The sequence below is a fragment of the Capsulimonas corticalis genome (genome assembly GCF_003574315.2).
Lineage (GTDB): Bacteria > Armatimonadota > Armatimonadia > Armatimonadales > Capsulimonadaceae > Capsulimonas > Capsulimonas corticalis.
In genome coordinates this window covers 1573097-1595275 of sequence record NZ_AP025739.1, presented here as the reverse complement: position 1 = coordinate 1595275, position 22179 = coordinate 1573097, and the positions used below count along the sequence as shown (strand labels likewise).

The 22179-nt window shown below is 62.1% G+C and carries 21 protein-coding genes and 1 tRNA gene; 9 read left to right on the top strand and 13 right to left on the bottom strand.

Annotated features, from left to right (window positions below; all coding sequences use genetic code 11):
- Positions 1 to 113: 113 nt before the first annotated feature.
- Positions 114 to 1877, top strand: a complete 1764-nt coding sequence (locus D5261_RS06820; protein ID WP_119324461.1) for an endo-1,4-beta-xylanase — start codon at positions 114 to 116, stop codon at positions 1875 to 1877.
- Here the strand turns inward: D5261_RS06820 and D5261_RS06815 are convergent.
- Positions 1874 to 2896, bottom strand: coding sequence for an amidohydrolase family protein (locus tag D5261_RS06815; protein ID WP_119324462.1), 1023 nt, complete (start codon positions 2894 to 2896; stop codon positions 1874 to 1876). The two genes, D5261_RS06820 and D5261_RS06815, sit on opposite strands and share 4 nt — an antisense overlap.
- A gap of 67 nt (positions 2897 to 2963) precedes the next feature.
- Here D5261_RS06815 and D5261_RS06810 point away from each other — a divergent pair, with 67 nt between their 5' ends.
- The 5 genes from D5261_RS06810 (at position 2964) to D5261_RS06790 (ending at position 6902) form a co-directional block, all read left to right on the top strand.
- Positions 2964 to 3578 (top strand): DUF1003 domain-containing protein, encoded by a 615-nt coding sequence (locus D5261_RS06810; RefSeq protein ID WP_119324463.1) that lies wholly within the window; start codon positions 2964 to 2966, stop codon positions 3576 to 3578.
- Positions 3579 to 3684: 106 nt separating this feature from the next.
- Positions 3685 to 4467: an SDR family oxidoreductase gene (locus tag D5261_RS06805; RefSeq protein ID WP_119324464.1), complete on the top strand. Its 783-nt coding sequence runs from the start codon at positions 3685 to 3687 to the stop codon at positions 4465 to 4467.
- A 124-nt stretch (positions 4468 to 4591) separates the two neighbouring features.
- On the top strand, positions 4592 to 5320 hold the full coding sequence (locus D5261_RS06800) for an MBL fold metallo-hydrolase (protein ID WP_119324465.1): 729 nt from the start codon (positions 4592 to 4594) through the stop codon (positions 5318 to 5320).
- The gene (locus D5261_RS06795; protein WP_165864597.1) at positions 5310 to 5921 is read left to right on the top strand and encodes a TetR/AcrR family transcriptional regulator; all 612 of its coding nucleotides are present in this window, start codon (positions 5310 to 5312) and stop codon (positions 5919 to 5921) included. The genes D5261_RS06800 and D5261_RS06795 overlap by 11 nt, the downstream gene beginning before the upstream one ends.
- Before the next feature lie 165 nt (positions 5922 to 6086).
- Complete coding sequence (locus D5261_RS06790; protein WP_174721498.1) at positions 6087 to 6902, top strand: type II secretion system protein; 816 nt, start codon at positions 6087 to 6089, stop codon at positions 6900 to 6902.
- A gap of 92 nt (positions 6903 to 6994) precedes the next feature.
- Here the strand turns inward: D5261_RS06790 and D5261_RS06785 are convergent, their stop codons facing one another.
- The 10 genes from D5261_RS06785 to hemW all read right to left on the bottom strand — a co-directional run bounded on the left by D5261_RS06785 (position 6995) and on the right by hemW (position 17891).
- A complete protein-coding gene (locus D5261_RS06785) occupies positions 6995 to 9817 on the bottom strand; it encodes a glycoside hydrolase family 2 TIM barrel-domain containing protein (protein WP_119324467.1) in 2823 nt (940 codons plus the stop codon).
- 117 nt (positions 9818 to 9934) lie between these two features.
- Positions 9935 to 10633 carry a ribose-5-phosphate isomerase RpiA gene (gene rpiA / locus D5261_RS06780; RefSeq protein ID WP_119324468.1) on the bottom strand — a complete coding sequence of 233 codons (699 nt, stop codon included), beginning with the start codon at positions 10631 to 10633 and terminating at the stop codon, positions 9935 to 9937.
- A 46-nt stretch (positions 10634 to 10679) separates the two neighbouring features.
- Positions 10680 to 10766: transfer RNA gene (locus D5261_RS06775), tRNA-Leu, on the bottom strand.
- Between the two features lie 112 nt (positions 10767 to 10878).
- Complete coding sequence (locus D5261_RS06770; protein WP_119324469.1) at positions 10879 to 11301, bottom strand: CBS domain-containing protein; 423 nt, start codon at positions 11299 to 11301, stop codon at positions 10879 to 10881.
- A 76-nt stretch (positions 11302 to 11377) separates the two neighbouring features.
- Positions 11378 to 12475: a WD40 repeat domain-containing protein gene (locus D5261_RS06765; RefSeq protein ID WP_119324470.1), complete on the bottom strand. Its 1098-nt coding sequence runs from the start codon at positions 12473 to 12475 to the stop codon at positions 11378 to 11380.
- Positions 12476 to 12537: 62 nt separating this feature from the next.
- Positions 12538 to 13437 carry a signal recognition particle-docking protein FtsY gene (ftsY, locus tag D5261_RS06760; RefSeq protein ID WP_119324471.1) on the bottom strand — a complete coding sequence of 300 codons (900 nt, stop codon included), beginning with the start codon at positions 13435 to 13437 and terminating at the stop codon, positions 12538 to 12540.
- Positions 13438 to 13695: 258 nt separating this feature from the next.
- Positions 13696 to 14535: a cytochrome C assembly family protein gene (locus tag D5261_RS06755; RefSeq protein ID WP_165864598.1), complete on the bottom strand. Its 840-nt coding sequence runs from the start codon at positions 14533 to 14535 to the stop codon at positions 13696 to 13698.
- Positions 14528 to 15862 carry a glutamyl-tRNA reductase gene (gene hemA, locus D5261_RS06750; RefSeq protein ID WP_119324473.1) on the bottom strand — a complete coding sequence of 445 codons (1335 nt, stop codon included), beginning with the start codon at positions 15860 to 15862 and terminating at the stop codon, positions 14528 to 14530. The genes D5261_RS06755 and hemA overlap by 8 nt, the downstream gene beginning before the upstream one ends.
- Positions 15838 to 16479, bottom strand: coding sequence for a precorrin-2 dehydrogenase/sirohydrochlorin ferrochelatase family protein (locus D5261_RS06745; protein ID WP_119324474.1), 642 nt, complete (start codon positions 16477 to 16479; stop codon positions 15838 to 15840). The genes hemA and D5261_RS06745 overlap by 25 nt, the downstream gene beginning before the upstream one ends.
- A 275-nt stretch (positions 16480 to 16754) precedes the next feature.
- Positions 16755 to 17891 carry a radical SAM family heme chaperone HemW gene (gene hemW / locus D5261_RS06740; protein ID WP_119324475.1) on the bottom strand — a complete coding sequence of 379 codons (1137 nt, stop codon included), beginning with the start codon at positions 17889 to 17891 and terminating at the stop codon, positions 16755 to 16757.
- 138 nt (positions 17892 to 18029) lie between these two features.
- Here hemW and D5261_RS06735 point away from each other — a divergent pair, with 138 nt between their 5' ends.
- From D5261_RS06735 to D5261_RS06725, 3 genes are all read left to right on the top strand, one after another.
- Entirely contained in the window at positions 18030 to 18269 is a 240-nt protein-coding gene (locus D5261_RS06735) for a ribbon-helix-helix domain-containing protein (RefSeq protein ID WP_119324476.1), read from the top strand.
- On the top strand, positions 18266 to 18652 hold the full coding sequence (locus tag D5261_RS06730) for a type II toxin-antitoxin system VapC family toxin (RefSeq protein WP_119324477.1): 387 nt from the start codon (positions 18266 to 18268) through the stop codon (positions 18650 to 18652). Before D5261_RS06735 ends, D5261_RS06730 begins: the two co-directional genes overlap by 4 nt.
- A gap of 64 nt (positions 18653 to 18716) precedes the next feature.
- Positions 18717 to 19385: a CAAX prenyl protease-related protein gene (locus tag D5261_RS06725; protein WP_119324478.1), complete on the top strand. Its 669-nt coding sequence runs from the start codon at positions 18717 to 18719 to the stop codon at positions 19383 to 19385.
- 265 nt (positions 19386 to 19650) lie between these two features.
- Here the strand turns inward: D5261_RS06725 and D5261_RS06720 are convergent, their stop codons facing one another.
- Together D5261_RS06720 and D5261_RS06715 are read right to left on the bottom strand one after the other, a co-directional pair.
- The gene (locus tag D5261_RS06720; protein ID WP_119324479.1) at positions 19651 to 21363 is read right to left on the bottom strand and encodes an ABC transporter ATP-binding protein; all 1713 of its coding nucleotides are present in this window, start codon (positions 21361 to 21363) and stop codon (positions 19651 to 19653) included.
- A 69-nt stretch (positions 21364 to 21432) separates the two neighbouring features.
- Entirely contained in the window at positions 21433 to 22065 is a 633-nt protein-coding gene (locus tag D5261_RS06715) for a nitroreductase family protein (RefSeq protein WP_119324480.1), read from the bottom strand.
- Positions 22066 to 22179 lie beyond the last annotated feature (114 nt).

Below are 22179 nucleotides of genomic sequence, written 5' to 3'. Positions count from 1 at the left end.
AATCGCCGGAGGGATACGCCGTCCGTGGCGCCTTGTGAACAAACAGCCTACGGTTGTATACCCGGGCCGATAAAAGATGAAACGGGCGGAGACGCTTTCGCCGGAGATTCCTATTGAAACACCCCTGGATATCGTCGCTTGCCCTCGTGTCGCTTCTTCTTTGCGCGCCCTTCTCCACAGCGGCTTTCGCCGCGAATGACCTGCTGGGCGACGCGGATTGGACGGTGATCGGCGCGCCGGAAAATGTGGCGCTGAGCGTCCTCCAAACGCCGGGTCTGCCCGCCGGAAATACGCAAGAGATACAGGTGGCGGTGAAGAAGGCGGTGGACCCCTACTATGGGATCCAGATCACGGCGACGCTGGCGCAGGCGCCCAAAGCTCAGGACCGGATTCGCTATCGCTTCTGGGCGCGCGCTTCCGAAAGCAATCCGATCCGCGCCGTCGTGGAGACGGTAGGGGCGCCGTGGACCGGGATTGCCGCCAGCCGGATCGTGCTGACGCCGCAGTGGAAGGAATACGTGGTTTCGGGGGAGCTTGGCGCCGATCCAAACCAGCCGCTCGCGGCGCGCTTTCAGGTGGGCGAGGATCCGGGAACGCTGGAGTTCACGGGCGTCCACGTGGAGGATCTGGGGCCGGATCCGGCGGTCGCCGCCGCGGAGCGCGCGGTCCAGCCGCAGGCGGTCGAGGCGCGCATCCGTCGTTATCGAATGGGGACCTTGACCGTGCAGGTGCGCGACGCGAAAGGGCGGCCCATCAAAAACGCCCAGGTCGCCGTTCATATGACGCGCCACGCGTTTTTGTTCGGCTGCAACTTCTTCGAGCTCCGGCCGCAGGATAGCTCCCCCACTCAAATTCAGTACCGGACGGAGTTTGCCGCTTTGTTCAACTATGCGACTCTGCCATTCTACTGGGGAGCGTTTGAGCCAGAACGCGGCCGGCCCAGTTATCAGCGGCTCGATGCGATGGCCGACTGGTGCCTGGCCCATGGGATCACGCCGAAGGGGCATCCGCTGGTCTGGCATGAAGTCTATCCCAGCTGGGCGCCGGCGGAGGCAGACGCCGCGATTCCCCTGCTCCACACGCGCGCCACGGACATCGTGACCCACTATCACAGCCGGATTCATTACTGGGATGTGGTCAATGAGGCCAGCAACGGCGCATCGTACTCGCCGCCGAATGGGGAAAGCCGCTGGCTCGGGCGGGACGGCGCCCCGCAGGTCGTCGAGACCGCGCTGGGCTGGGCGCGCAAGGCGGGGAGCGGCGTTCCCGAGACGTTCCTCTACAACGACTACGACACGGGGCCGGCGAATGTGGCGCTGCTGACCCAGATGCGGAAGGACGACGCGCTGCCGGACGCCGTTGGGATTCAGTCGCACATGCACGACGGCGTTTGGCCGCTGTCCAAGCTCTGGCGCATCTGCGAGACGTTCGCGCAGTTTGACCGCCCGCTGCACTTCACGGAGACGACCGTGCTGAGCGGTCCGAAGCAGGACAGCGGATGGGACACCACGCCCGACGGCGAACGGGCGCAGGCGGACTATGTGGCGAAGTTCTATTCACTGCTGTTCAGCCACCCGTCGCTGCGCGCGATCACCTGGTGGGACTTCAGCGACGCCGGCGCGTGGCAGAGCGCGCCGGCCGGCCTTGTGCGCAAGGATATGACGCCCAAGCCCGCCTACGATCGCTTGAAGCAGCTTATCCGTCACGATTGGTGGACGAACGATTCGGGAAGCGCAGGGCCGGACGGGAAGTATTCGACGCAGGCGTTTTACGGGGACTACACGGTGACCGCCGTCGTGGGCGGACGCCATGCGAAGGGAACGGTCTCGTTTCCGGAAGGCGCCGGGAAACAGACGGTGATTTTGATCGTTCGTTAACCACCGTTTCCCTGGATCCATGAGTCGAGCATGACGCGCGGCGGATCGGGATGCGGCCAGGCGAAGGCGTGGCGGAAGGCGGCGTCCTGGCACTTGGTGAGCTGGTCGAAATCGATGACATCCTGGGTCAGCAGATTCTCGTACTCCCAGGGCAGGCGCACGTTATGCAGGCCGGCGTTGTCGGTGCAGATCGTGATGTCTACCCCCGCCGCCTCGCAGCGCTCGAAGACCGTGCGCAGGGCGTCGAGATCGGTCAGCGTGCCGGTCTTGAGGTACGTTGTCGGGCAGACTTCCAGGCACTGCCCTCGATCCGCGAGCTCGGGCAGGATCTCCGGATAGCGCAGGGCGATCTGGATCCCGTGACCGATGCGAGACAGATGGGGCAGCAGTTCGGGATAGCAGCCGTCGGGGGTCTCGAACACATGCCCCGTCGTCTTGATCCCCATCTCCTGCGCCCGCTGGAACAGCCGCACCCATTCGTCCATCCGCTCCCCGTAGAAGATGTCCGGCCCGGCGAGATCGATTCCGCAGACGTACTCCGGCAGCGCCGCCGCCAGGTCGATCAGGGAATTGTTGACTTCGTAGGGCAGGCGTGAGTGCATGCAGAGGATCTGCGACATAATCAGCGGATACTCGCGGCTGCGCCCCGCCTTCCCGACCACCTCCACCACTTCGCGCATCTGCCGGATTCTGTCTTCCTGAGTCAGCGAGCGATCGGTGCGGTAGTAAGGCGAGTGGCGCAGCTCCAGATAGCAGATTCCTTCGAAGACGTAAGCGCCGCGAACGAGTTTGGAGACGAAATAGGGAAGCGTTTCCAGGGTTTGGAAGGGCTCGACGAGGGCGTGCAGCTCCAGGTATTCGGCCAGGGAGGCGCGAGGCTTGGTGACGTACTCCTCAAAGCTCTCGTAGGTGGGAAATTCGGTCGCGAGCGGATGACCGGCGCGCATCAGGTATCGCCAGAAGACGCGCGGGACAACCGCGCCGCCGAGATGACGGTGAAGTTCAGCATGGAGCGACATGGTTTATAATACCCATGTCCGCCATCGATTTGTTACCAAAGCTATGTGACCGCAAGGAGATCCCGATATGCCGACGCCGCGCGAACAAGAACCCAGCGAAGAATACACAACGCCCAATCCGATCCTGAGCGACGTGATCGAGCGAAATATCCGCACCATCGACCGCCTGCGAATGGAAGCCGCCCAGGCGCGCAAGACTCCGGACCGAGTCTCGGACATCATCACCGATTTCTCGGGACGCCTGATTTTCGTCTATGTCCATATCCTCTGGTTCGGGAGCTGGATTTTGCTCAATACGGGCAAGGTGGGCGTCCGCCCCTTCGATCCCTATCCCTATGGACTGCTCACGATGGTCGTTTCACTGGAGGCGATCTTTCTTTCAACCTTCGTTCTCATCAGCCAGAATCGTTTGAGCGTGGAGGCGGACCGCCGCGCGGACCTTGACTTGCAGATCGGCCTGCTCACCGAGCACGAAGTGACGCGGGTGTTGCGCATGCTGGACGTCGTCCAGGACAAGCTCGGGATTGAAAACGAAGAGGATATCGAGCTCGCGCAGTTGGAGCTCGCGACCAAGCCCGAGGATGTTCTCGCCGAGATCGACATGGTCCACCGCAATGTCCGCCGGCACGCAACCTGGAAGGAGTGGCTGGCCGCGCATCCGGGTCTCAAAAAACCACATTGAGAGAGATTCTTGGCATACGCCTCCGTGAATAATCGCCCCTCGATTCTGGGTAGAAACCAGCGACAAGCTCGCCGCAATATCGGCGGCGTCAGGGGAGAGAAATCATATGGGCATGCTGGATGGAAAGGTCGCCTTTATTACGGGAGGCGCGAGCGGGATCGGCAAAGGGACGGCGCTGCGCTTCGCGCGCGAAGGCGCAAGCGTCACGATCGCGGATATGCAGCGAGCCGAGGGAGAAGAAGTTCGGGCCGAGATCGAAAAGCTGGGAGCGAAGGCGCTCTTCATTGAGATCGACGTCGCGGACGCCCAGTCTGTGGAAAAAGCCGTCAATCAAACGGTGGAAACATTTGGAAAGCTGGACATCGTCTTCGCCAACGCCGGAATCAACGGGGTCTGGGCGCCGATCGAGGAGCTTCAGCCGGAGGAGTGGGACAAGACCCTGGGGATCAATCTCAAAGGGACCTATCTCACCGTCCATTTCGCCGTGCCGCACTTGAAGAAAAACGGCGGCGGCTCGATCATTATCACCAGCAGCGTCAACGGCAACCGGACATTCTCCAACCCCGGCGCCTCGGCGTACAGCTCCAGCAAGGCGGGCCAGGTGGCGTTTATGAAGATGATCGCGCTGGAGCTCGGCCGGCACAACATCCGCGCCAACGCCGTCTGTCCCGGCGCGATTGAGACGAATATCGACGCTCGCACGGAAAAGCGCGACACCGACAGGATCGGGATCAAGGTCGAGATGCCCGAAGGCAGCCCCGCCCTGCACGAAGGCCACGGCGAACCGATCGACGTCGCCGATACCTGCCTGTTCCTGGCCTCCGACCTCTCGCGCCATGTTTCCGGCGTGGATATCTACGTCGACGGCGGCGCGTCGCTCCTGCGTTAAATTTCTTTACCTTCAGAACCGGGATCCAGAGCTGGATCCCGGTTTTTTTATCGCAGCGCTTGACAAAACTAATAGTATTAGTTTAAAATAGATTATCATTAGTTTTGACGAAAAGAGGCGCGGCATGGAAATACTCAATCACGGCGAATATCTGACGCAGCTGACACGTTACCCGAAGTTCTTCCCGGTAAGCTGCTACTTAGTTCGGGACGACGACGGACTGATACTGATCGATGCGGGTCTGCCGGGCAGCGAGAAGGAGATCCTGGCGGCGGCGAAGGATCTGGGGAAACCGATCACGCGGATCGTTCTGACGCACGCGCATCAGGACCATGTCGGCTCGCTGGACGCGCTGGCGGCGGCGCTGCCGAATGCGGAGATTTTGATGGGAGCGCGCGAGTCGCGTATCTTTGCGGGAGATTTGACCATAGACCCGTCCGAGCCGCAGACGCCGCCGAAGGGCGGGATCACGCCCAGTAAGCTGACGCCGGCGCGTTTGCTGTCCGAGGGAGATCGCGTCGGCCCGCTGGAGGTGATCGCCACCCCCGGGCATACGCCGGGACATCTGGCGCTGTTCGATACGCGTGACCGGAGTTTGATCGGCGGAGACTCGTTCCAGGTCGTCGGAGGCGTCGCCGTTTCGGGCACTCTGCGGCCGATCTTCCCCTTTATGTACTTCACGACATGGCATAAGCCAAGCGCTCTGGAGAGCGCACGCAAGATCCAGGCGCTGAAGCCCTCGCGACTCGCCGTGGGCCATGGCGCGGTGCTGGAGAATCCGGAGGCGGCGATCCGAAAAGCGATCGCCGACGCCGAGCGCAGTCTGGGAAAGCAGGCGACCCATGGCGCGTAAGTCCAGCGAACTGGGAGTGGAGCCGACGCGCAAAAGCGTTCCGCGCGCCGGCCTGGACCGCGACGCGCTCGTTCGCGCCGCCGTGCGGCTGGTGGATCAAGAAGGCGTGGAGGCGCTGTCTCTGGGGCGCCTCGCGAAGGATCTCGGCGTGCGTACGCCGTCGCTTTATAACCACGTGGACGGGATGCCGGGGCTGAAGCGCGCTATCGCCATCCATGGCTTGCGCGAACTGCATCGGCGCATCACGCAGGCGACGATCGGACGGGAGAAGGACGCGGCGGTTTTGGGGCTCGCCTGCGCCTACCGCGAATTCGCGAAGTCTCATCCCGGGCTGTACGCCATTGCCGCCGCGACGCTGGATTTCGAGGACCCGCTGCTGACGTCGGTCCAGACGGAAGTCGTCAACTCGGCGCTGCTTGTTCTTTCCGGATATCATTTGAGCGACGCCGACGCTCTGCACGCGGTGCGCGGCCTGCGCAGCGCGATGCATGGCTTCGTGACCCTGGAGCTTGCCGGTCTATTCGGCATGCCTCTGAGTATCGACGAAAGCTTTGATCGGCTGATCGCGACAATGACGGCGGGTTTGTCGGCCTCAGAATAATTTTTTTCGCATTTGCGCGGAAAAATTCGGCGAGGATATTGACTCCTCCCGCGCTTAGACGCTATAATCCTAATCGCCGACAAATTTTATCGGAGATACATTTAGTCTGATATAGACAGATAAGCGCCAGGCGACAAGCGGATGGCCTACGGAGTTCTCGCACCCATGAATAACACTTCTCTTCGACAGCCCCTGCGGCGCGCGTTTACTTTGATCGAATTGCTCGTTGTGATCGCCATTATCGCGATTCTCGCGGCGATCCTCTTCCCGGTCTTCGCCAAGGCGCGCGAAAAGGCCCGGCAGACGGCTTGTATGAGCAATCTGCGGCAAGTGGGCCTGGGCGTGCTGCAATACGCGCAGGATAACGATGAGAATTTTGTTCTGACGGAGCGCGGCGGGGACGTGGACGACGATCACGAGTATTACTGGGGGGATATGATCCAGCCGTATACCAAGAGCTGGGCGCTGCTGCACTGTCCCGACGCCGACAGCGTGATCCAGTTCAAGGCCAGCCCGCCTGCGCCGGCGCTGTACAGTCAGCAGTGGTCTTACAACTACGGCATCAACGATATCGTGGACAATACCCCGACCTGCACGAGCTCGCCCGACGACCCGGGCTGCGCCCATATCGGCGTCGCCGGCCAGAGCCTCGCCGCCGTGACCGCGCCTTCCGCCACGATCCTCATCGCGGACAGCGCCCCCGAGGCGACGGACAACGGCGACATCAACAACGGCACGGGCGCGACGAATAAAGCCGCCGACCTGAGCCATGGACGCCATGAGATCAATTGGCAGTGGGGCCACCGTCAGCGCGGTTACATCAACGTAGACGGCCGCTCCCAGGACGGCTTCCCCCGCCATAACGACGGGTTCGAAATGGTGATGGCCGACGGACACGCCAAATACCGCGCCCGCCCCCTGCAAGGCGCCCAGTACGGCGGCGGCACGCTGGACAACGAATGGCTCGCGAACCAGCCGTAAGTACATCACGGAAATCGCCTACATCGTATCCTGGGTGGCATGCCGGCAGCCCTGTGCCGGCATGCCACCCAGGGGCGATAATGGGTTTGTTCTTACTCCCCCGTCTTGACCGTCAGCGTCGCCGGCTCCAATCCATCAGACTCAGCGCGCAGGGTGACCGTTCCCGCGTTGCCCTTCGGGCGAAGGATGGCGAGGCAGCGGCCTTCATAGGGTTTGTGTTCGGGCCGTTGCAGGCTGGTGAGGTCGGTGGGATCGGCGTTCCCGGTCGCCGCCACTTCGCCCTGGCCTTGGGTGGTGAAGCGGATCGTTGGCGCGGCGTTCGGAACGAGGACGCCGTGGGAGTCGAGCACTTCCACGGTAACATAGGACAGGTCGTTTCGGTCCGCGTGGATCTTGCTCCGGTCGGCTGTCAGGCGCAGGCGCTTGGGTCTGCCGGCGGTGCTTAAAAGGACGCTGGCGACTTCCTGGCCGTCCTGTAGGCCGACGGCGCGCAGTACGCCGGCGGCGTAAGGGACGCTGTACGTGAGCGTGTAGCCGTCCCCACCCTTTTCGGGCTGCGCGTCGATGGTCCGGCCGTTCAGCGTGAGGCGGACTTGCGGGCAGGTCGTGTAGACATTTACGCGCATGGCCTTACCCTCCTGGCCGGGCCATGTCCAGCTGCGCGCTTCATCCGTCCATCCCCAGCCGCTGATATTCTCGGTCTTGCCGTCCGGCAAGGGGCGATGCACGGCCATCTCCAATTTGCTGCGTCCCCACAGAACATCCCGATAGTACGATTGCGGCTTTTTGAAGCCGCAGATATCCAGGTCGCCGCACCAGGCGTTATGCCACGGCCACGGCTTGTTGAAAGCGTCGCTTTCGCCGCTGAGCGAGGTGTGGCCGATCCCGGATTCGCCGTAGTAATCGATGGCCGTCCAGACGAAGTCGCCGATGACCCAGGAGTTATCCGTCACGCCCTTCCAGTAACGGGCGGCTTCCTTGGGGAACGATTCCGTGGCGACGATCACCCGGTCGGGATGGCGCTGGTGATCCACATCATAGCGGTAGGGGCCGTAATTGTATCCGGAGACGTCCAGCGCCGAGAGATACGCGTCGGAATCGTCATTGACTCCGTCGAAGGCGGAGGTGACGGCGCGCGTGGGATCGACGCGGCGGACTTCGTCGGCGAGCCGCTTGGCCGTGGGCGCATCCTTGCCGGGAATCTCGTTACCGATACTCCAGAGGACGATGCTCGGGTGATTGCGGTCGCGCAGCACCATGCTGTCGAGATCGCGCTGCGACCAATCGTTGAAGTACAGATGGTAGTCGGCGACGTTCTTGCCTTGCGCCCAGCAGTCGAACGCTTCGTCTATCACGAGGACGCCCAGGCGGTCGCAGGCGTCTAAAAAGGCGGGCGACGGCGGGTTGTGGCTTGTACGGACCGCATTGTAGCCATTTGCTTTGAGAAGCTCGATGCGGCGTTCTTCCGCGCGGTCGATCGTCGCGGCGCCGAGCGGGCCGTTGTCGTGGTGCACGCAGCCGCCGCGCAGCTTGATCGGGACGCCATTCAGCGTGAAGCCGGATTTGGCGTCGAAGCGGATCGTGCGGACGCCGAAGGGGACGCTCGTCTGATCGCTTGCCCTGGCGCCGATCTTCAGAGCGACTTCGGCGTGGTACAGGTTCGGCGTATCCAGGCTCCAGAGCTTCGGCGCCGGCAGCGCGATCGTTTGGGTGACCGTGCTGTGTTTTCCCGCGTCCACGACCGCGACGCGCTCCGCTGTTCCCACGACTTTGCCGGCGGCGTCCAGCAGGCGCACGACGACGAGGGGCTGCTGATCGGTCGGCCCGTCGTTCTGTACGTCCGTCGTGACCTGGACCTGCGCGGACGCGGCGGTGACGGACGGCGTCGTCACGCTCACTCCCCAGGGGGCGACATGCAGCGAATTGACGACGTTCAGCCAGACATGGCGGTAGATCCCTGAACCGCTGTACCAGCGGCTGTTCGCGCCGGTGTTGCGCACGCGCACCGCGAGCACGTTCTGGGTCCCCGTGGGGTTGAGGTACGGCGTCAGATCGTAAGCGAAGGTCGTGTAGCCGTACGGGTGCGTTCCCAGCGGCTTGCCGTTGATCGAGACATCGGCGTTCATATACACGCCGTCGAACTGCACGGAGATCTGTTTTCCGGCGTCGGCTTTGCTCACGGTGAAGTGCTTGCGATACCAGCCTGTCCCGCCGACCGCGTAACCCGTGGCCGCGCCGCCAGCGCTTTGCGTGTAATCCCAGGGGCCGCTGGGCGGCGGGCCGTCGAACGTATTGTAGATCCCGCCGTTTCCGCCGCCGTTAAAGACGCGCACGGCCAGGACGTTCTTGGCCTTCACGAGCGCCGCCGGAACTTTGTAGAAGCGCAGCGTCTGATAGTCGCCGGCCGCCTGTCCCGCAACTCCGGCAATCGGCCCCGTACCGCCGATCTTCACGCCGTTGAAGAACGTCTCGTCGGAATCGTCGATCGGTCCCAGGCTCAGCACAAGATCCTTGCCTGTCCGAGATGCGGGAACGTCAACCGTGCGCCGGAACCAGCCGAACGTATTCTGCTCGGTCATATTCAGCGCCGGGAGCTGGAGCGAGGCCCAGCCGCCGTCGTCAAAATCCGCATTCTTCCAGGCCGCATCGTCGCCCTTGGAATACCGCCAGGTTCCCGCCGTGACCGAAATCGCCGCCGGCCCATTCTTCGCGGGGTGCGGCAGGTCTTCAATGCTCCAGTCGTGCGGCAGGTCCACCACACGCCAAGAAGCGTCATGGAAACCCGGGCTATCCGCGCCGGCGGCGTCGCCGCGCTGGAACCGCCAATGGTCGTCGAAGGATCGGACGCGGCCAGGATCGGCAAAGGCCGCGCCGGCGGAAAGCAGAAGCGCCATGGAAAAGAGAGAAAGTTTCATGAATTGGTCCTGAGCGACGGTTTTGCTCCAGTGAGTCGAAACGTTTCACTAGAAGTGTTGAAACATTTTAACACACACGATCGCATAGGTCAATCGATAATTTGTGGCAGCGGGAAATTAAAGGGCGGCGGTGTAGCCGAGGGAGGCTTCGCTGGTGGCGCCGTCGGGGTGGCCGACGATGACGCGGTGGCAGAGGCCGACGAAGAGGCCGGTTTCGACAACGCCGGTGATGGTCTTGATTCGCGCGGTGAGGGCGTCGGGATCGGGCAGCGGGCCTCCGAAGTGGACATCCAGAACGTAGAGCGAATCGTCGCTGATGAAGATGTCGCCGTTGGGCGTTTTTCGGGGGGTGACCGGCGCGGAAAGCAGGTATTCCAGGCGGTCGCGGGTGGCCTGCCAGCCGAAGGGAACGACGGCGACGGGCAGGGGGAAGACGCCGAGGGCGGCTTTGAGCTTGTGGTCGTCCACGACGATGATCTGGTGCTCGGTGGCGGACGCGACGATCTTTTCGCGCAGCAGCGCGCCGCCGCCGCCTTTGATCAGGCGAAACTGGGGATCCACTTCATCGGCGCCGTCGATCGTGAGGTCTAATTTGCGGACGGTGTCCCAATCGGAAAGCGGGATGTTCATCGCGCGGGCGCTCTCGGCGGTGGCGCGTGATGTGGGGATGCAGGTGATTTCGAGACCTTCGCTGAGAATGCGCGCGGACAGGGCGGAGATCGCGTAGGCGGCGGTGCTTCCGGTGCCAAGACCCACGATCATTCCATCCTGGATATACTCGACAGCGCGCTCGGCTGCAGCCTGCTTCGGATTCACAGCGGTTCTCTTTGAAATTTGGATTTGTAGGGAAAAGGAATAGTGTTGGTGCCGAGGACGGGACTTGAACCCGTATGGAGGTTAATCCACACGCCCCTCAAACGTGCGCGTCTACCAATTTCGCCACCTCGGCAGGTCGAACATTATTATACGCGATCTTGGAAGGCAATGTCAAGAGGCTATGGAAAGCAAATCGCAGGCAAGAAAGACCGGCGGTTAAAACCGCCGGCGCCGTTGGTTGAAAATTAAGACCGCTCCGAAACATGCTCCAGTACAGTTCCGGCGACTGAGGTGTCGGGGACGGTGGTTGCAATGTCGCCGATCGACAGCATTCCGATCAATCGTCCGCTTTCCACGACAGGGATGCGGCGGATCTGGGCGGCGGCCATAATGCGCATTGCCTGCTCGATGGTCGCGTCGCGCGGCGCTGTTTGGGGATTGCGGGTCATGATGTCCGAGACCGGAGTATCGAGCCCGCGCCCTTCGGCGATGGCCTTGACGACGATGTCGCGGTCAGTGACGATTCCCACCAGGGCGTTATTGGAGTCGACGATCGGCACGGCGCCGAAAATATCGTCGCGCATCAGCTTCGCCGCGCTCTGGATCGTGGCGTCCGGGGCGAGGCTGACGGCGTGTGGGGTCATAAGATCCCCGACAGTTGTGGACATGGCAAGTTCCTCCAACCCTACTTACCCAGCAGGGAGGAGGATCTAATCCGCCGCGCCCTTGTTTCATCCGGCGGATCTATTCGGCCGCGTCGGCGGTCCGGCGCGGGGCGCCTTTGCTGGGTGGCTGGGGAAGGGTCCAGAGACGAACGGCTTTGTCCGAACCGCCGGAAATGACGCGCTTGCCGTCGGTGGAGAATGCGACCGCGTCCACGTAGCCGGAATGGCCCGCAAGGCGCGCGGTGATCTTGCCGGTGGCGACGCTCCACACATCGATCACCGCGACATTTTCCGCATTGGGATCCAGCGATTTCAAATCGGAGGCAATCTTGCCGCCGGCGGTGAGGAGGGTTTTGCCGTCCGGGGAAAAGGCGAGGCAGGCGACGGCGTCGGCGTCGCCCATCAGCCGCAGCGTTTCCTTGCCGGTCGTCAGGTCCCAGAGGCGCACGAAGTTGTCGCCCCAGCAGCAGGTGGCCGCGATCTTCCCATCGGGGGAGATGCGCGCGCGGCGGACGCCGTCCGGGTGACCGCTGAAGCGCAGGGATTCTTTCTCGGGATTGAGGTTCCAGAGCCGCGCGGCCCCGTCCCCGCCGCCGGTCAGGGCCTGCTTATAGTCGGGCGTATAGCAGATGCTCAGGAGATCGGCGCCGTTCGCCGAATACGACTGCTTGATCACGCCTTCGTCGATGCTCCAGTCTTGAAAACCGTGCGAGGCGGCGAGGACGTGCGTTCCATCGGCGGACATGGCGATATCCATCACGGGGTCGCCCGCGCCGATAAAGATGCGCGGCAGGTCGTCGCTGTCCAGGTCCCAGACCCGGATCGTCCCGTCCATGCTGCCCGAGAGCAGAAGGTTATCCTTGCGCGAATAAGCCAGACTGGTGACGGGGCGCGTATGCCCTTGATAGGTCTCCAGCTCCTCACCCGTGGAGATCTCCCACAGCCGGACGGTGTTATCCTTGGAGCCGGACGCGAAGCGCGCGCCGCCCGGCGCGAACGCGACCGCCGTGACTTCGTCCGTGTGTCCGGTGAACACATGGGTCGGTTTGATGGTCAGAGCGGTGTCGGCGCGGCCGGCGGCCAGCGCGCTTCCCAAAAGAAAAAAACCGATGGCTGCGGTCCAGAAAGACCGCCGTTCAAACGTAATCGCGAAATTCGCGGCGATGCGTGATTTCATACGGATATATTAACACTTTGAACGCATTTTTGCGCAACCAGACCGAAATTATTTCCGAAAAATCATTCTTCGAACAGCGCTTCGACAAACGCCGACGGGTCAAAGACTTCCAGATCTTCTGGTTTTTCCCCGGTCCCGACCAGTTTGATCGGCACTCCCAGCTCATCCTTGATCGTGATGACGATGCCGCCGCGCGCGGTGCCGTCCAGCTTCGCCAGGACCAATCCCGTGATATTGACCGCCGCCTTAAACTCTTTCGCCTGATTGACCGCGTTCTGCCCGGTGGTGGCGTCGAGCACCAGCAGGGTTTCGTCGGCGGGCCGATTGTTCCGGTCGCGCATGACGATCCGATTGATCTTCTTGAGCTCCTCCATCAAGTTGACCTTGTTGTGGAGCCGTCCCGCCGTGTCGATGATGAGATAGTCCGCCTTGCGGCTCACCGCCGCCTGCATGGCGTCAAAGACCACGGCGCTCGGGTCCGCGCCCTCGCGCCCTTTGACTACGTCCACGCCGATCCGCTCGCCCCAGAGCGCCAGCTGATCCACCGCCGCCGCGCGGAACGTGTCCGCCGCCGCGACGATCACTTTGTTCCCCTCGCGCTTGAGCTTATAAGCCAGCTTCGCGATGGTGGTCGTCTTGCCGACGCCGTTGACGCCGACCACCAGATACACCGTCGGCGCCTGCGGCGAAACCGCCAGCGGCGACGCGCCCTCCCCCGAGACCAGCGCCGACGTCAAAAACGTCTTCAGACGCTCCTTGACATCCTGCCCGTCCTTGAGCCGCTCATCGCGAACCGCGTTGCGCAGCTCCTCCATGACACGGATCGTGGTATGGATATTCAGATCCGACCCGATCAGCGCCTCCTCCAGCTCCTCAAAGAGCTCCTCATCGATCCGGCCCCGGCCGGTGACAAGCTGATCGACTTTTTGGAAAAGTGTTTTGAAGAGTCCGCGTTTGAACATAATGGGTTCCTAAGAAAAGGCCTCCCAGACCCCGGTTATGAAACCCGGGTCTGGGAGCGGCAAGAGCCGCTAACCGTCCGTGCCGGACGGAGGATATTTGTGATCGAAAGCTGGCATTTGCGTCCGGCACGGACGCTTAGCGCTTTGCGCTCCCAGACCCGGGTTTCATAACCGGGGAATGGACGACGCACCCGAATTTGGTATTCGGGCAACCGCCTGGGCGTGCATGCGGGGCCTACGGCCTATTCCCAAATCCTTCTACCCAAACCGATGCGCTGTCGTCGGCATGAAGTAGGTGGCGAGGGCGGCGAGCAGGCCGCCGATGAGAATGTAATTGGCGCGCGGGCCGCGCCAGTGGGCGACGCTGTGCAGGCCGAGATAGACGCCGTAGACGAGCCAGGTGACGGTGGAGGCCAGGATCTTGGGGTCGGCGACCCAGGAGGCGCCCAGGCCGCCGGCGGCGGCGCGGATGACGCCGGAGACCAGGCCTACCGTCAGCAAGGGGAACGCGAAGGCGACCAGGGTGAACGCCTGCGTTTCCAGCGTCGTGAGCGGCGGGAGTTTGCCGAACAGGCCGCCGATATGCTTGCGCTTCAGGCGGCGATGCTGAATCAAGTACAAAAGGGCGCAACCAAAGGCGAGCACGAGCAGGCTGAAGGCGAAGAGGATGGCGATTACGTGCAGACTGATCAGCCGCGAGTCCAGTTCGGGCGCTACGGCGCCGGGCGCGGCGGTTCGCCGGGATTGGTGCAGGACGGCGCCGGCGAAGAGACACAGAAACGAGGCGGGCAGCGCCAGGGCGCCCAGCGCATAGGGCTTGGGTTTGACGAGAAACTCCAGCAGGAGGTAAACGAGCGCCACGGTCCAGGCGGAGGCGGACAGGGTTTCAGCGGGCGTGGTGAACGGGGTCTGGCGCGTGACGGCGCAGTGGACGCCGATGGCGATGGTGTGGCAGGCGACCGCGAGGATGGCGGCGTACCGGCCAGCCTGCGCGAGCGCGATCTTGCGCAGCATCAAATGCGCGCCGTAGCTCACGGAGGCGATCAAATACGCAAGCGCGGCCCCGACCAGCAGAAAGCCTTCCGTCCCGCTAGGCATCGGGCGCCCTCCGCGCATTCGCCGACCGCCGTCCCGATTCGGGCGACGGGTCGCCCTCCTGCTCCAGTCCAAACGCCTGGCGAATGGTCTCCAGAGCCGCCGAATCTCCCGATCCCTGCGCGCTCGATTTGATGGCGATGATGGCCGGGTGGGCGATCTTATTCGTCACCGATTCCATGGCCGCTTCCACCGCGCGCCATTCTTTGTCGGAAAGGCCCGGCATGCGGCTGCGCAGGCGGGCAAGCTCCGCGACGCGCACCGATTCGAGCTTTTCACGTACCGCGACAATTGTCGGCGCCACTTCCAGCGACTGCCGCCAGCGGCCGTATTCGATCGCCATGGCGTCGATGATCTCCCGCGCCTGCGCCACTTCGCCCGAGCGGGTCTGGCGCGCGCCGGAGACGATCTGCATCAAGTCGTCGATGTTGTAAAGGTAAACGTTGTCGAGGTCGCCGACGGAGGCTTCGACATCGCGCGGCACGGCGATATCGATCAAAAAGAGGGGACGGTTGTGACGAACGCGCATGGCGTTCTTGATCAGCGCGCGCGTCACCACGGGATGCGGCGCTGCCGTGGAGCAGACGACGATGTCCGCCGAGAGCAGCGCGCTTTCGAGCTCGTCGAAGCGCCGGGCGTGCCCGCCAAACTGCGCCGCGAGATGCTCCGCGCGCTCGTAGGTGCGGTTCGCGACCAGGACGGTCGGCGCGCCGCGCGCTTGCAAGTGCCGCGCGGTCACTTCGCTCATCTTGCCGGCGCCGAGCACCAGCACGGTGTTGCCTTCCAGGCTGTCCCCAAAGATCTGGGCCGCGCGCTCCACGGCCGCCGCGCCGATGGAAAAGGCGCCGCGCGCGATCTCCGTTTCGGTCCGCGCCCGCTTGCCGGCGACCAGCGCGTCCTGGAACAAGCGATTGAGCAGCGTCCCGAGCGTTTTCGCGCCCTGCGCCGCCTCCATTGCCTGCTTGACCTGGCGCTGGATATCGGGCTCGCCCAGAATCATGGAATCGACGCCGGCGGCGACGGAAAACAGATGGCTGGCGGCGGCGCCGTCGCGGTAGAAGTACAAACGGCCGTCGAACTGATGGCGGGACAGGCCGTGCTGTCCCGCCAGAAACTCCGCGAGGATCTCTTCCGTGGCGCCGGATTCCGGGCTCAGAACGGCGTAGATCTCCGTACGGTTGCAGGTGGAGAGGATGGCGCCTTCGACGACCGGCTCCAGAGCCGAGAGGGCCAGCAGCGTGCGCGGCAGCGCATGCTCTCCAATCGCCAGTTTTTCGCGCACTTCGACGGGCGCGCTTTCGTGATTTATTCCGACCAGGACGAGAGGCATTGTCTTGCCTGGGCCTCCGCTTCTAATAACTTGCCTTCGCACACCAGCGCGCGAATCTCAGGATCGTCCAGCACCCGCCGCGTCATCGCTTTGCGCGCCGATTCCGTCGCGCCAGAGGTCTTCAGATCCTGGCGCAGCGCGCCAAAGAGCGCGGCGTACTCCGCCCACTCTTCGCCGAATTCGTCGGACAGGCGCTCGCGCAGCACGGCGGCCAGCGTCGGGCTCTGTCCCGAGGTGGACACCGTCAGCGTCAGATCGCCGCGCACCACTGTCGAGGGAGAAACGAAATTCCCCTCCGCAAACTTGTCGGCGGCGCACACCAGAATATTGCGCTCCTGCGCGTCCCGCACCACAGTCGCGTTGATCTCCCGCCGGTCCGTGGCGGCGATCACCAGGAAGGCGCCTTCCAGATGCCCCGCATGATAAAGATTATTCATCCATGTGACCGCGCCCGCCTCCGCCAGCTTGCGCAGCCCGTCCGTGACCTGCGGCGCCACCAGGCGCACCGCGGCGCCATGCTCGCGCAGCGCCGCCACCTTACGCTCGGCGACCGCCCCCGCGCCGACCACAACGCAGCGTTTTCCGTTCAGGTCCACATGGATGGGAAAGAACTTCATCACAAATTAACCCGGCTTTGGCCGGGTCCCATCGAACACAATACCTTGATTATGGCTTTCTCACGGTGGAAAGTCAACGTGAGAGGGTTTGCCGATGTGAACGATTGCCGAAGGTCGATCATTCACCGGGCAATGAATTACCCGGCTGGGGGTTGCTTTGCAACCGACCGTCCGTACCGGACGGAGGAAAAGGAAACGTTGGCGATTGCGCTCTTCCGTCCGGCACGGACGGTCGGCGCGGAGCGCCCCCAGCCCCGTATTTCAATGCGGGGCGATCACACAAACGCCATCATCACTTCGTTTGCGAGAAACACGCCGCGCGGCGTCAGCCTCAGGAAATCTCCGTCAGTCTCCAGCAGCCCATCTTTCGTGAACTTGGCGATATCGTCGGGAAACTTCGCGCGCGGATCCACGCCGAACCGTTCGGCGTAGCGGCGGCAGTCCACGCCTTCGCCGGTGAGGCGCAAGCCGAGCATCATCGTCTCCGCCATCGTCTCCTCGGTCGTCAGCGCTTCACAGGTGTAGGTCAGGTCGCCGTGGTCTTCGATCGTTTCGCAGTACTTCGCGGGCGACTTTACGTTCATGATCCGTTTGCCGTCCAGATACCCGACCGCGCCGCAGCCGAAACCGTAGTAGGGATCGTTGCGCCAGTAGTGGACATTGTGGCCGCAGGCGCGGCCGGACTTGGCGAAGTTCGAGATTTCGTACTGCTCGTATCCCCCCGCATGCGCCGCATCGATCGCCATTTGGAACATCTCCGCCGCCGTGTCTTCATCCGGCAGCGGCAGGCGCCCCTTCTGGCGCAGCGTATAGAACCCGGTCCCCTCCTCCACGATCAGCGAATACAGGGAGATATGCTCCGTCTCCAGCGCCATCGCCTGTTCCAAAGTGTCTCGCCACTGCGCCTTGGTCTGCCGGGGCAGTCCGAACATCAAGTCGATGGACACATTGTCGAACCCCGCCGCCCGCGCGGCTTTCACGGCGTTCTTCGCCTCATCCGCGCTGTGGATTCGATCTAAAGTCTTCAGTAAACCACTATCGAACGACTGCACCCCAAACGAGATGCGATTGAATCCCGCTTCGCGAAGAACCTCCAGATGCTGCACATCCATCGTCCCCGGATTCGCCTCCGTCGTGATCTCCGCATTGGGCGTCACCGGCAATCGCTCCCGCACCGCGCGCAGCAGCGCCGCCTCATCCGTCGCCGGAATCGCCGTCGGCGTCCCGCCGCCAAAGAAGATCGTGTCCACGGACTGCGGCTGAACCGGCGCGCGTTCAATCTCCTGCGTCAGCGCATCGACATAGCGCCGGATCGTCCCGTCCGTGTAACCTGAGTAAGAGTTAAAATCGCAGTAAGCGCACTTGCGCACGCAAAAGGGGATGTGAACGTAGCAGCCGATAGTGGGTGTCATGGGCCATTATTGTACCCTATTGGCGCGATGGGTGTATGGATTTGGCGAAAAGTTGGACAGTCGTGACGAAGACGCTTCTCTCGAAATCGCAGACTTCATGCTACAATTTTTGTAGACGTTGATCTGGAGACACCAGCCATGACAGTGACATTAAACCTCACCGCAGAACAGGAAAAACGCCTCGACCTCGTCGCTAAAGCGCGTGGGCTTGAGAAGCAAGCAATCCTGCATGAGATGATTGACCAAGCACTAGCGCAAGAGACAGTTGTAGAGCCTGAGCCTCGAGAACGCATTGCGGGTCTCTTTGCCGGCAAGATGCATATGGCGGAAGATTTCGACGCCCCATTACCTGATAGCTTTTGGCTGGGCGAAGAATGAATCTGCTTCTCGACACGCACGTATTTATTTGGTGGTCCAGTGATCCAGGTAAGCTGTCGTCTCGTGTAGCCGATTTGTGCCGAAACCGTGAGACGGGCTTGTTCTTAAGTGTGATTAGAATATGGGAAATACAGATAAAGTCTCAGCTGGGTAAGCTCGATTTGGAATTTCCCATCGAAACGATTGTTACTAGGCATCAAGAGCAAAATCGCCTTCAGATTTTGCCAGTGAATCTTGCTCATCCGCTGGCGCTCGGCAGCCTGCCGCTACACCACAGAGATCCGTTCGATCGGATGTTCATCGCTCAAGCGATTGTCGAGAAACTGTCGCTGGCGAGCGCTGACTCGCAATTTTCCGCCTATCCCGTCGATCTCATTTGGTGATGGACGAGCTTTAACTTGGCTGATTGCGCTTGACACCCTACCCCTCCGCCCCTATACTATCCCTATGTCTCGTCTCTCTAACCAATCCTGGCTGCACTACGTAGTCCCATTCGCCCTGTTTCTGCTGCTGACCAGCCTGGAGCCGTTCTTTTCCGCGCATTACCCGGCGTTTTACGCCTTCAAAATCGCGGCCGTGGCGGCGACGCTGCTGATCTTTCGGCCGACGGAGCCGCCGGCGAATAAGCTGAGCGTCACGAACGCGTTGCTGGCTGTGGTGGTGGGCGCGGTGATGACGGGCGTGTGGGTGACGCTGGATCCCCATACGCCGCATCTGGCGCTCTTGGGACATCGGGAAGAGTACAATCCGTTCACGAAGATCGCCGACGTCAATGGGCGGTCGGCGTTTCTCTCGATTCGGTTTATCGGCCTCGTCGCGGTCGTGCCGCTGATCGAGGAGCTTTTCTATCGAGGATTTTTGCTGCGCTTCGTGACGGACATGGACAATTTCCGGCGAGTGCCGGAGGGTGTGTTCAACGGAATGGCGCTGGCGGTCAACATCGTGCTGTTCGCCCTGTCGCATCCCGAGTGGCTGGTGGCGGCCATATTCTCGGCGGCGATGTGCGGGCTGATTTGGAAGACGAGAGACCTGCGCGCCTGTATCCTGGCGCACGCGGTCTGCAACCTGCTGCTGGGAATTTATGTCGTCCACTTCGGCGCGTGGAAGTACTGGTAGGCGTTTTGTTGCATAGATCGGCCGGCGGTTAAAACCGCGCCTCCAAGAGCGCAGAAGTCCCCCTTCGGGGACTACATTATCCTTCACGGCGCCGCCTAATATAAGGCTCGCATTAGGCGGTATCGATAACAAATATGTAACCCGCGCAGGCGGGTTTCTGCGTTTTTGGAGGCGCGGTTTTAACCGCCGGCGTTCTGCCGCCCCTAGATGTTTACCTGCCACCGTATCGCATTCTAGGCGTTTTTACTTATCAAGACAATATCGCCTACCCATACTGCGCCTCATGCAAGCGCCGGTAAATGCCTGACGCGGCGACGAGTTCGTCGTGCCTGCCTTGTTCGGCGACGCCGGTTTCGTCCACGACGACGATACGATCGGCGTTGCGGATGGTCGCGAGGCGGTGCGCGATGACGAGGGTGGTGCGGCCGATGGCGAGCTCGGAGAGGGACGCCTGGATGGCGCGCTCGGTCTCGGTGTCGAGGGCGGACGTGGCTTCGTCGAGGATGAGAATCGGCGGGTTCTTCAGGAACATGCGCGCGATCGCCATGCGCTGCTTTTGGCCGCCGGAGAGCTTGACGCCGCGCTCGCCGGTGATGGTGTCCAGACCGTCCGGGAGGCCGGCGATCATCTCGTCCAGGCGCGCGCGGCGGGCGGCGTCCATGATCTCGGCGTCCGATGCGCCCAGGCGGCCGTAGGCGATATTCTCGCGGATGGTGCCGGCGAACAAGAAGACATCCTGCTGGACGATGCCGATGTTGCGGCGCAGGGAGGCGAGGGTCATCTGGCGGATGTCGATCCCGTCCACGGTGATGCGGCCGGAGTCGAGATCGTAGAAGCGCGGCAGGAGCGAGCACAGAGTCGTCTTGCCCGCGCCGCTCGGGCCGACGAACGCGACCATCTCGCCGGGCTGGATCGCCAGATCGATGTTCTTCAGGACCTTTTTGTGCTCGTCGTAGCCAAAGGTCGCGTCTTCCAGATGGATGGCGCCGCGCAGATGGCCGACTTCGACGGCGTCTGGGGCGTCGGTGATGTCGGGCTCCGTGTCGATCAACTCCGTGTAGCGCTTGAAGCCGGCGATGCCCTTGGGATAGGTTTCCAGCACCGCGCTGATCTTCTCGACGGGCCGAAAGAAAACATTCGTCATCAGCAGGAAGCCGACAAAGTCGCCGATATTCAGCTTGTTATGCAGAAAGAAATAAGCGCCGGCGATCATGACGAAGATCTGCACGATTCGCATCGTCATATAGCTGAGCGACATGCTCTTGGACATCAAACGATAGGCGTTGAGCTTAGTGTCCCGGTAGCTATTGTTGTCCTTGGCGAAGAGCGCTCGTTCGTGGTCTTCATTCACAAACGCCTGCACCACCCGAATGCCGCCGACATTTTCTTCGATCCTCGCATTAAAATTTCCGACCTGCTGGAAAAGCGATCGCATGTTGACCGTCATCGCCCGTCCGTAGCGCGTGGAGAGCCAGAGCATCGGGGGAACGACCAGGGCCGTAATCAGCGCGAGCTTGACGTTCATCCCGAACATCAATATCAGCGCGCCGATGAACGTCATCACGGCGATAAAGGCGTCCTCGGGGCCGTGGTGCGCCACCTCGCCGACATCCTCCAGGTCCTTAGTGACGCGCCCGATCAGATGCCCGGTCTTTTGATTGTCGTAGAATCGAAAGGAGAGCTTTTGCAGATGGTCAAACGCCTTGCGCCGCATCTCCGTTTCGATGGAGATGCCGAGCACATGGCCCCAATAATTCACGATATATTGGAGGACGGTGTTGATCAGGTAGATCGCCAGCAGGCCGGCGGCGGCGCCCAGAATCAGGCCCCAATCACGGCCCGGCAGCAGATTGTTGATGAAGCCGCGGGTCGCCATCGGGAAGGCCAGCTCGAAAATGCCGGAAATGACCGCGCAGGAGAAGTCGAGCAGAAAAAGCCCTTTATGGGGCTGGTAATACGAGAAGAAACGCTTTAACATGGAAGTACTCGGATTCTATTTGTGTATCGTACTGTCGGCTCCTCCTGAAGACAGGTCAGATCATCTGTGTTATTCCGCCCAGCGGACCTTTTCGGAGACGGGGCCGCGCTCACCCGCCGGCCACGGAATGTTCGGCCAGCCGACGATGAAGAAGCCCAGCAGCTGTCCGGGAGATTTTAAGCCGACGAATTCGGCGACGTGCGGGTGGATGAAGATATTCTTCGAGAGCCACATTCCGGCAAGCCCCTGCGCCGAGGCGACCAGATGCAGGTTTTGTACGGCGCAGCCCACGGCGATGCGTTCGTCCTCCAGATCCATGCGCAATGAACCATCGGATTTCAGGGCCGGCTCCATGCCGATGGAGATCCAGACCGGAGACATCAGCGCGCGCGCCTTCTGCGCTTCGAAAGTGGCCTCGTGAAAGCCTGCGCCGGCGTCCTGCTGATACGCCGCCGCGAACGCTTCGCCGAGCGCCACGCGGCTGTCGCCGGTGTAGATCGTGAAGCGCCAGGGCTCGGTCTCGCCGTGGCTGGGCGCCCAGTTCGCCGCTTCCAGAAGCTGTTCGATCAGGCTCCGGTCCACGGCGTCGGGCTTCAGGCGCGCGATTCCCATGCTGCGCCGGTGCGCGATGGCCTGCTGCAGCGCCTCCACCGTGGCGGCCCCCAGCGAGTGAGTCTCCAAGGTCAATTCTTGATCCGTCATATTTCAATATCTCCAAATTGGCGTTGCTTACTAAAGATTATACCGGCATGGAGTTCTTGACGCCGAAAGTCGGCTATGTTATAATCGTTTCGCGCTGTGATGAACTTGGTTCAC

Coding starts and splice junctions, on each gene's coding strand:
- D5261_RS06815 (WP_119324462.1), bottom strand. CDS start 2,896: ATGTCGCTCCATGCTGAACTTCACCGTCATCTCGGCGGCGCGGTTGTC.
- D5261_RS06810 (WP_119324463.1), top strand. CDS start 2,964: ATGCCGACGCCGCGCGAACAAGAACCCAGCGAAGAATACACAACGCCC.
- D5261_RS06805 (WP_119324464.1), top strand. CDS start 3,685: ATGGGCATGCTGGATGGAAAGGTCGCCTTTATTACGGGAGGCGCGAGC.
- D5261_RS06800 (WP_119324465.1), top strand. CDS start 4,592: ATGGAAATACTCAATCACGGCGAATATCTGACGCAGCTGACACGTTAC.
- D5261_RS06795 (WP_165864597.1), top strand. CDS start 5,310: ATGGCGCGTAAGTCCAGCGAACTGGGAGTGGAGCCGACGCGCAAAAGC.
- D5261_RS06790 (WP_174721498.1), top strand. CDS start 6,087: ATGAATAACACTTCTCTTCGACAGCCCCTGCGGCGCGCGTTTACTTTG.
- D5261_RS06785 (WP_119324467.1), bottom strand. CDS start 9,817: ATGAAACTTTCTCTCTTTTCCATGGCGCTTCTGCTTTCCGCCGGCGCG.
- D5261_RS06770 (WP_119324469.1), bottom strand. CDS start 11,301: ATGTCCACAACTGTCGGGGATCTTATGACCCCACACGCCGTCAGCCTC.
- D5261_RS06765 (WP_119324470.1), bottom strand. CDS start 12,475: ATGAAATCACGCATCGCCGCGAATTTCGCGATTACGTTTGAACGGCGG.
- ftsY (WP_119324471.1), bottom strand. CDS start 13,437: ATGTTCAAACGCGGACTCTTCAAAACACTTTTCCAAAAAGTCGATCAG.
- D5261_RS06755 (WP_165864598.1), bottom strand. CDS start 14,535: ATGCCTAGCGGGACGGAAGGCTTTCTGCTGGTCGGGGCCGCGCTTGCG.
- hemA (WP_119324473.1), bottom strand. CDS start 15,862: ATGCCTCTCGTCCTGGTCGGAATAAATCACGAAAGCGCGCCCGTCGAA.
- D5261_RS06745 (WP_119324474.1), bottom strand. CDS start 16,479: ATGAAGTTCTTTCCCATCCATGTGGACCTGAACGGAAAACGCTGCGTT.
- hemW (WP_119324475.1), bottom strand. CDS start 17,891: ATGACACCCACTATCGGCTGCTACGTTCACATCCCCTTTTGCGTGCGC.
- D5261_RS06735 (WP_119324476.1), top strand. CDS start 18,030: ATGACAGTGACATTAAACCTCACCGCAGAACAGGAAAAACGCCTCGAC.
- D5261_RS06730 (WP_119324477.1), top strand. CDS start 18,266: ATGAATCTGCTTCTCGACACGCACGTATTTATTTGGTGGTCCAGTGAT.
- D5261_RS06725 (WP_119324478.1), top strand. CDS start 18,717: ATGTCTCGTCTCTCTAACCAATCCTGGCTGCACTACGTAGTCCCATTC.
- D5261_RS06720 (WP_119324479.1), bottom strand. CDS start 21,363: ATGTTAAAGCGTTTCTTCTCGTATTACCAGCCCCATAAAGGGCTTTTT.
- D5261_RS06715 (WP_119324480.1), bottom strand. CDS start 22,065: ATGACGGATCAAGAATTGACCTTGGAGACTCACTCGCTGGGGGCCGCC.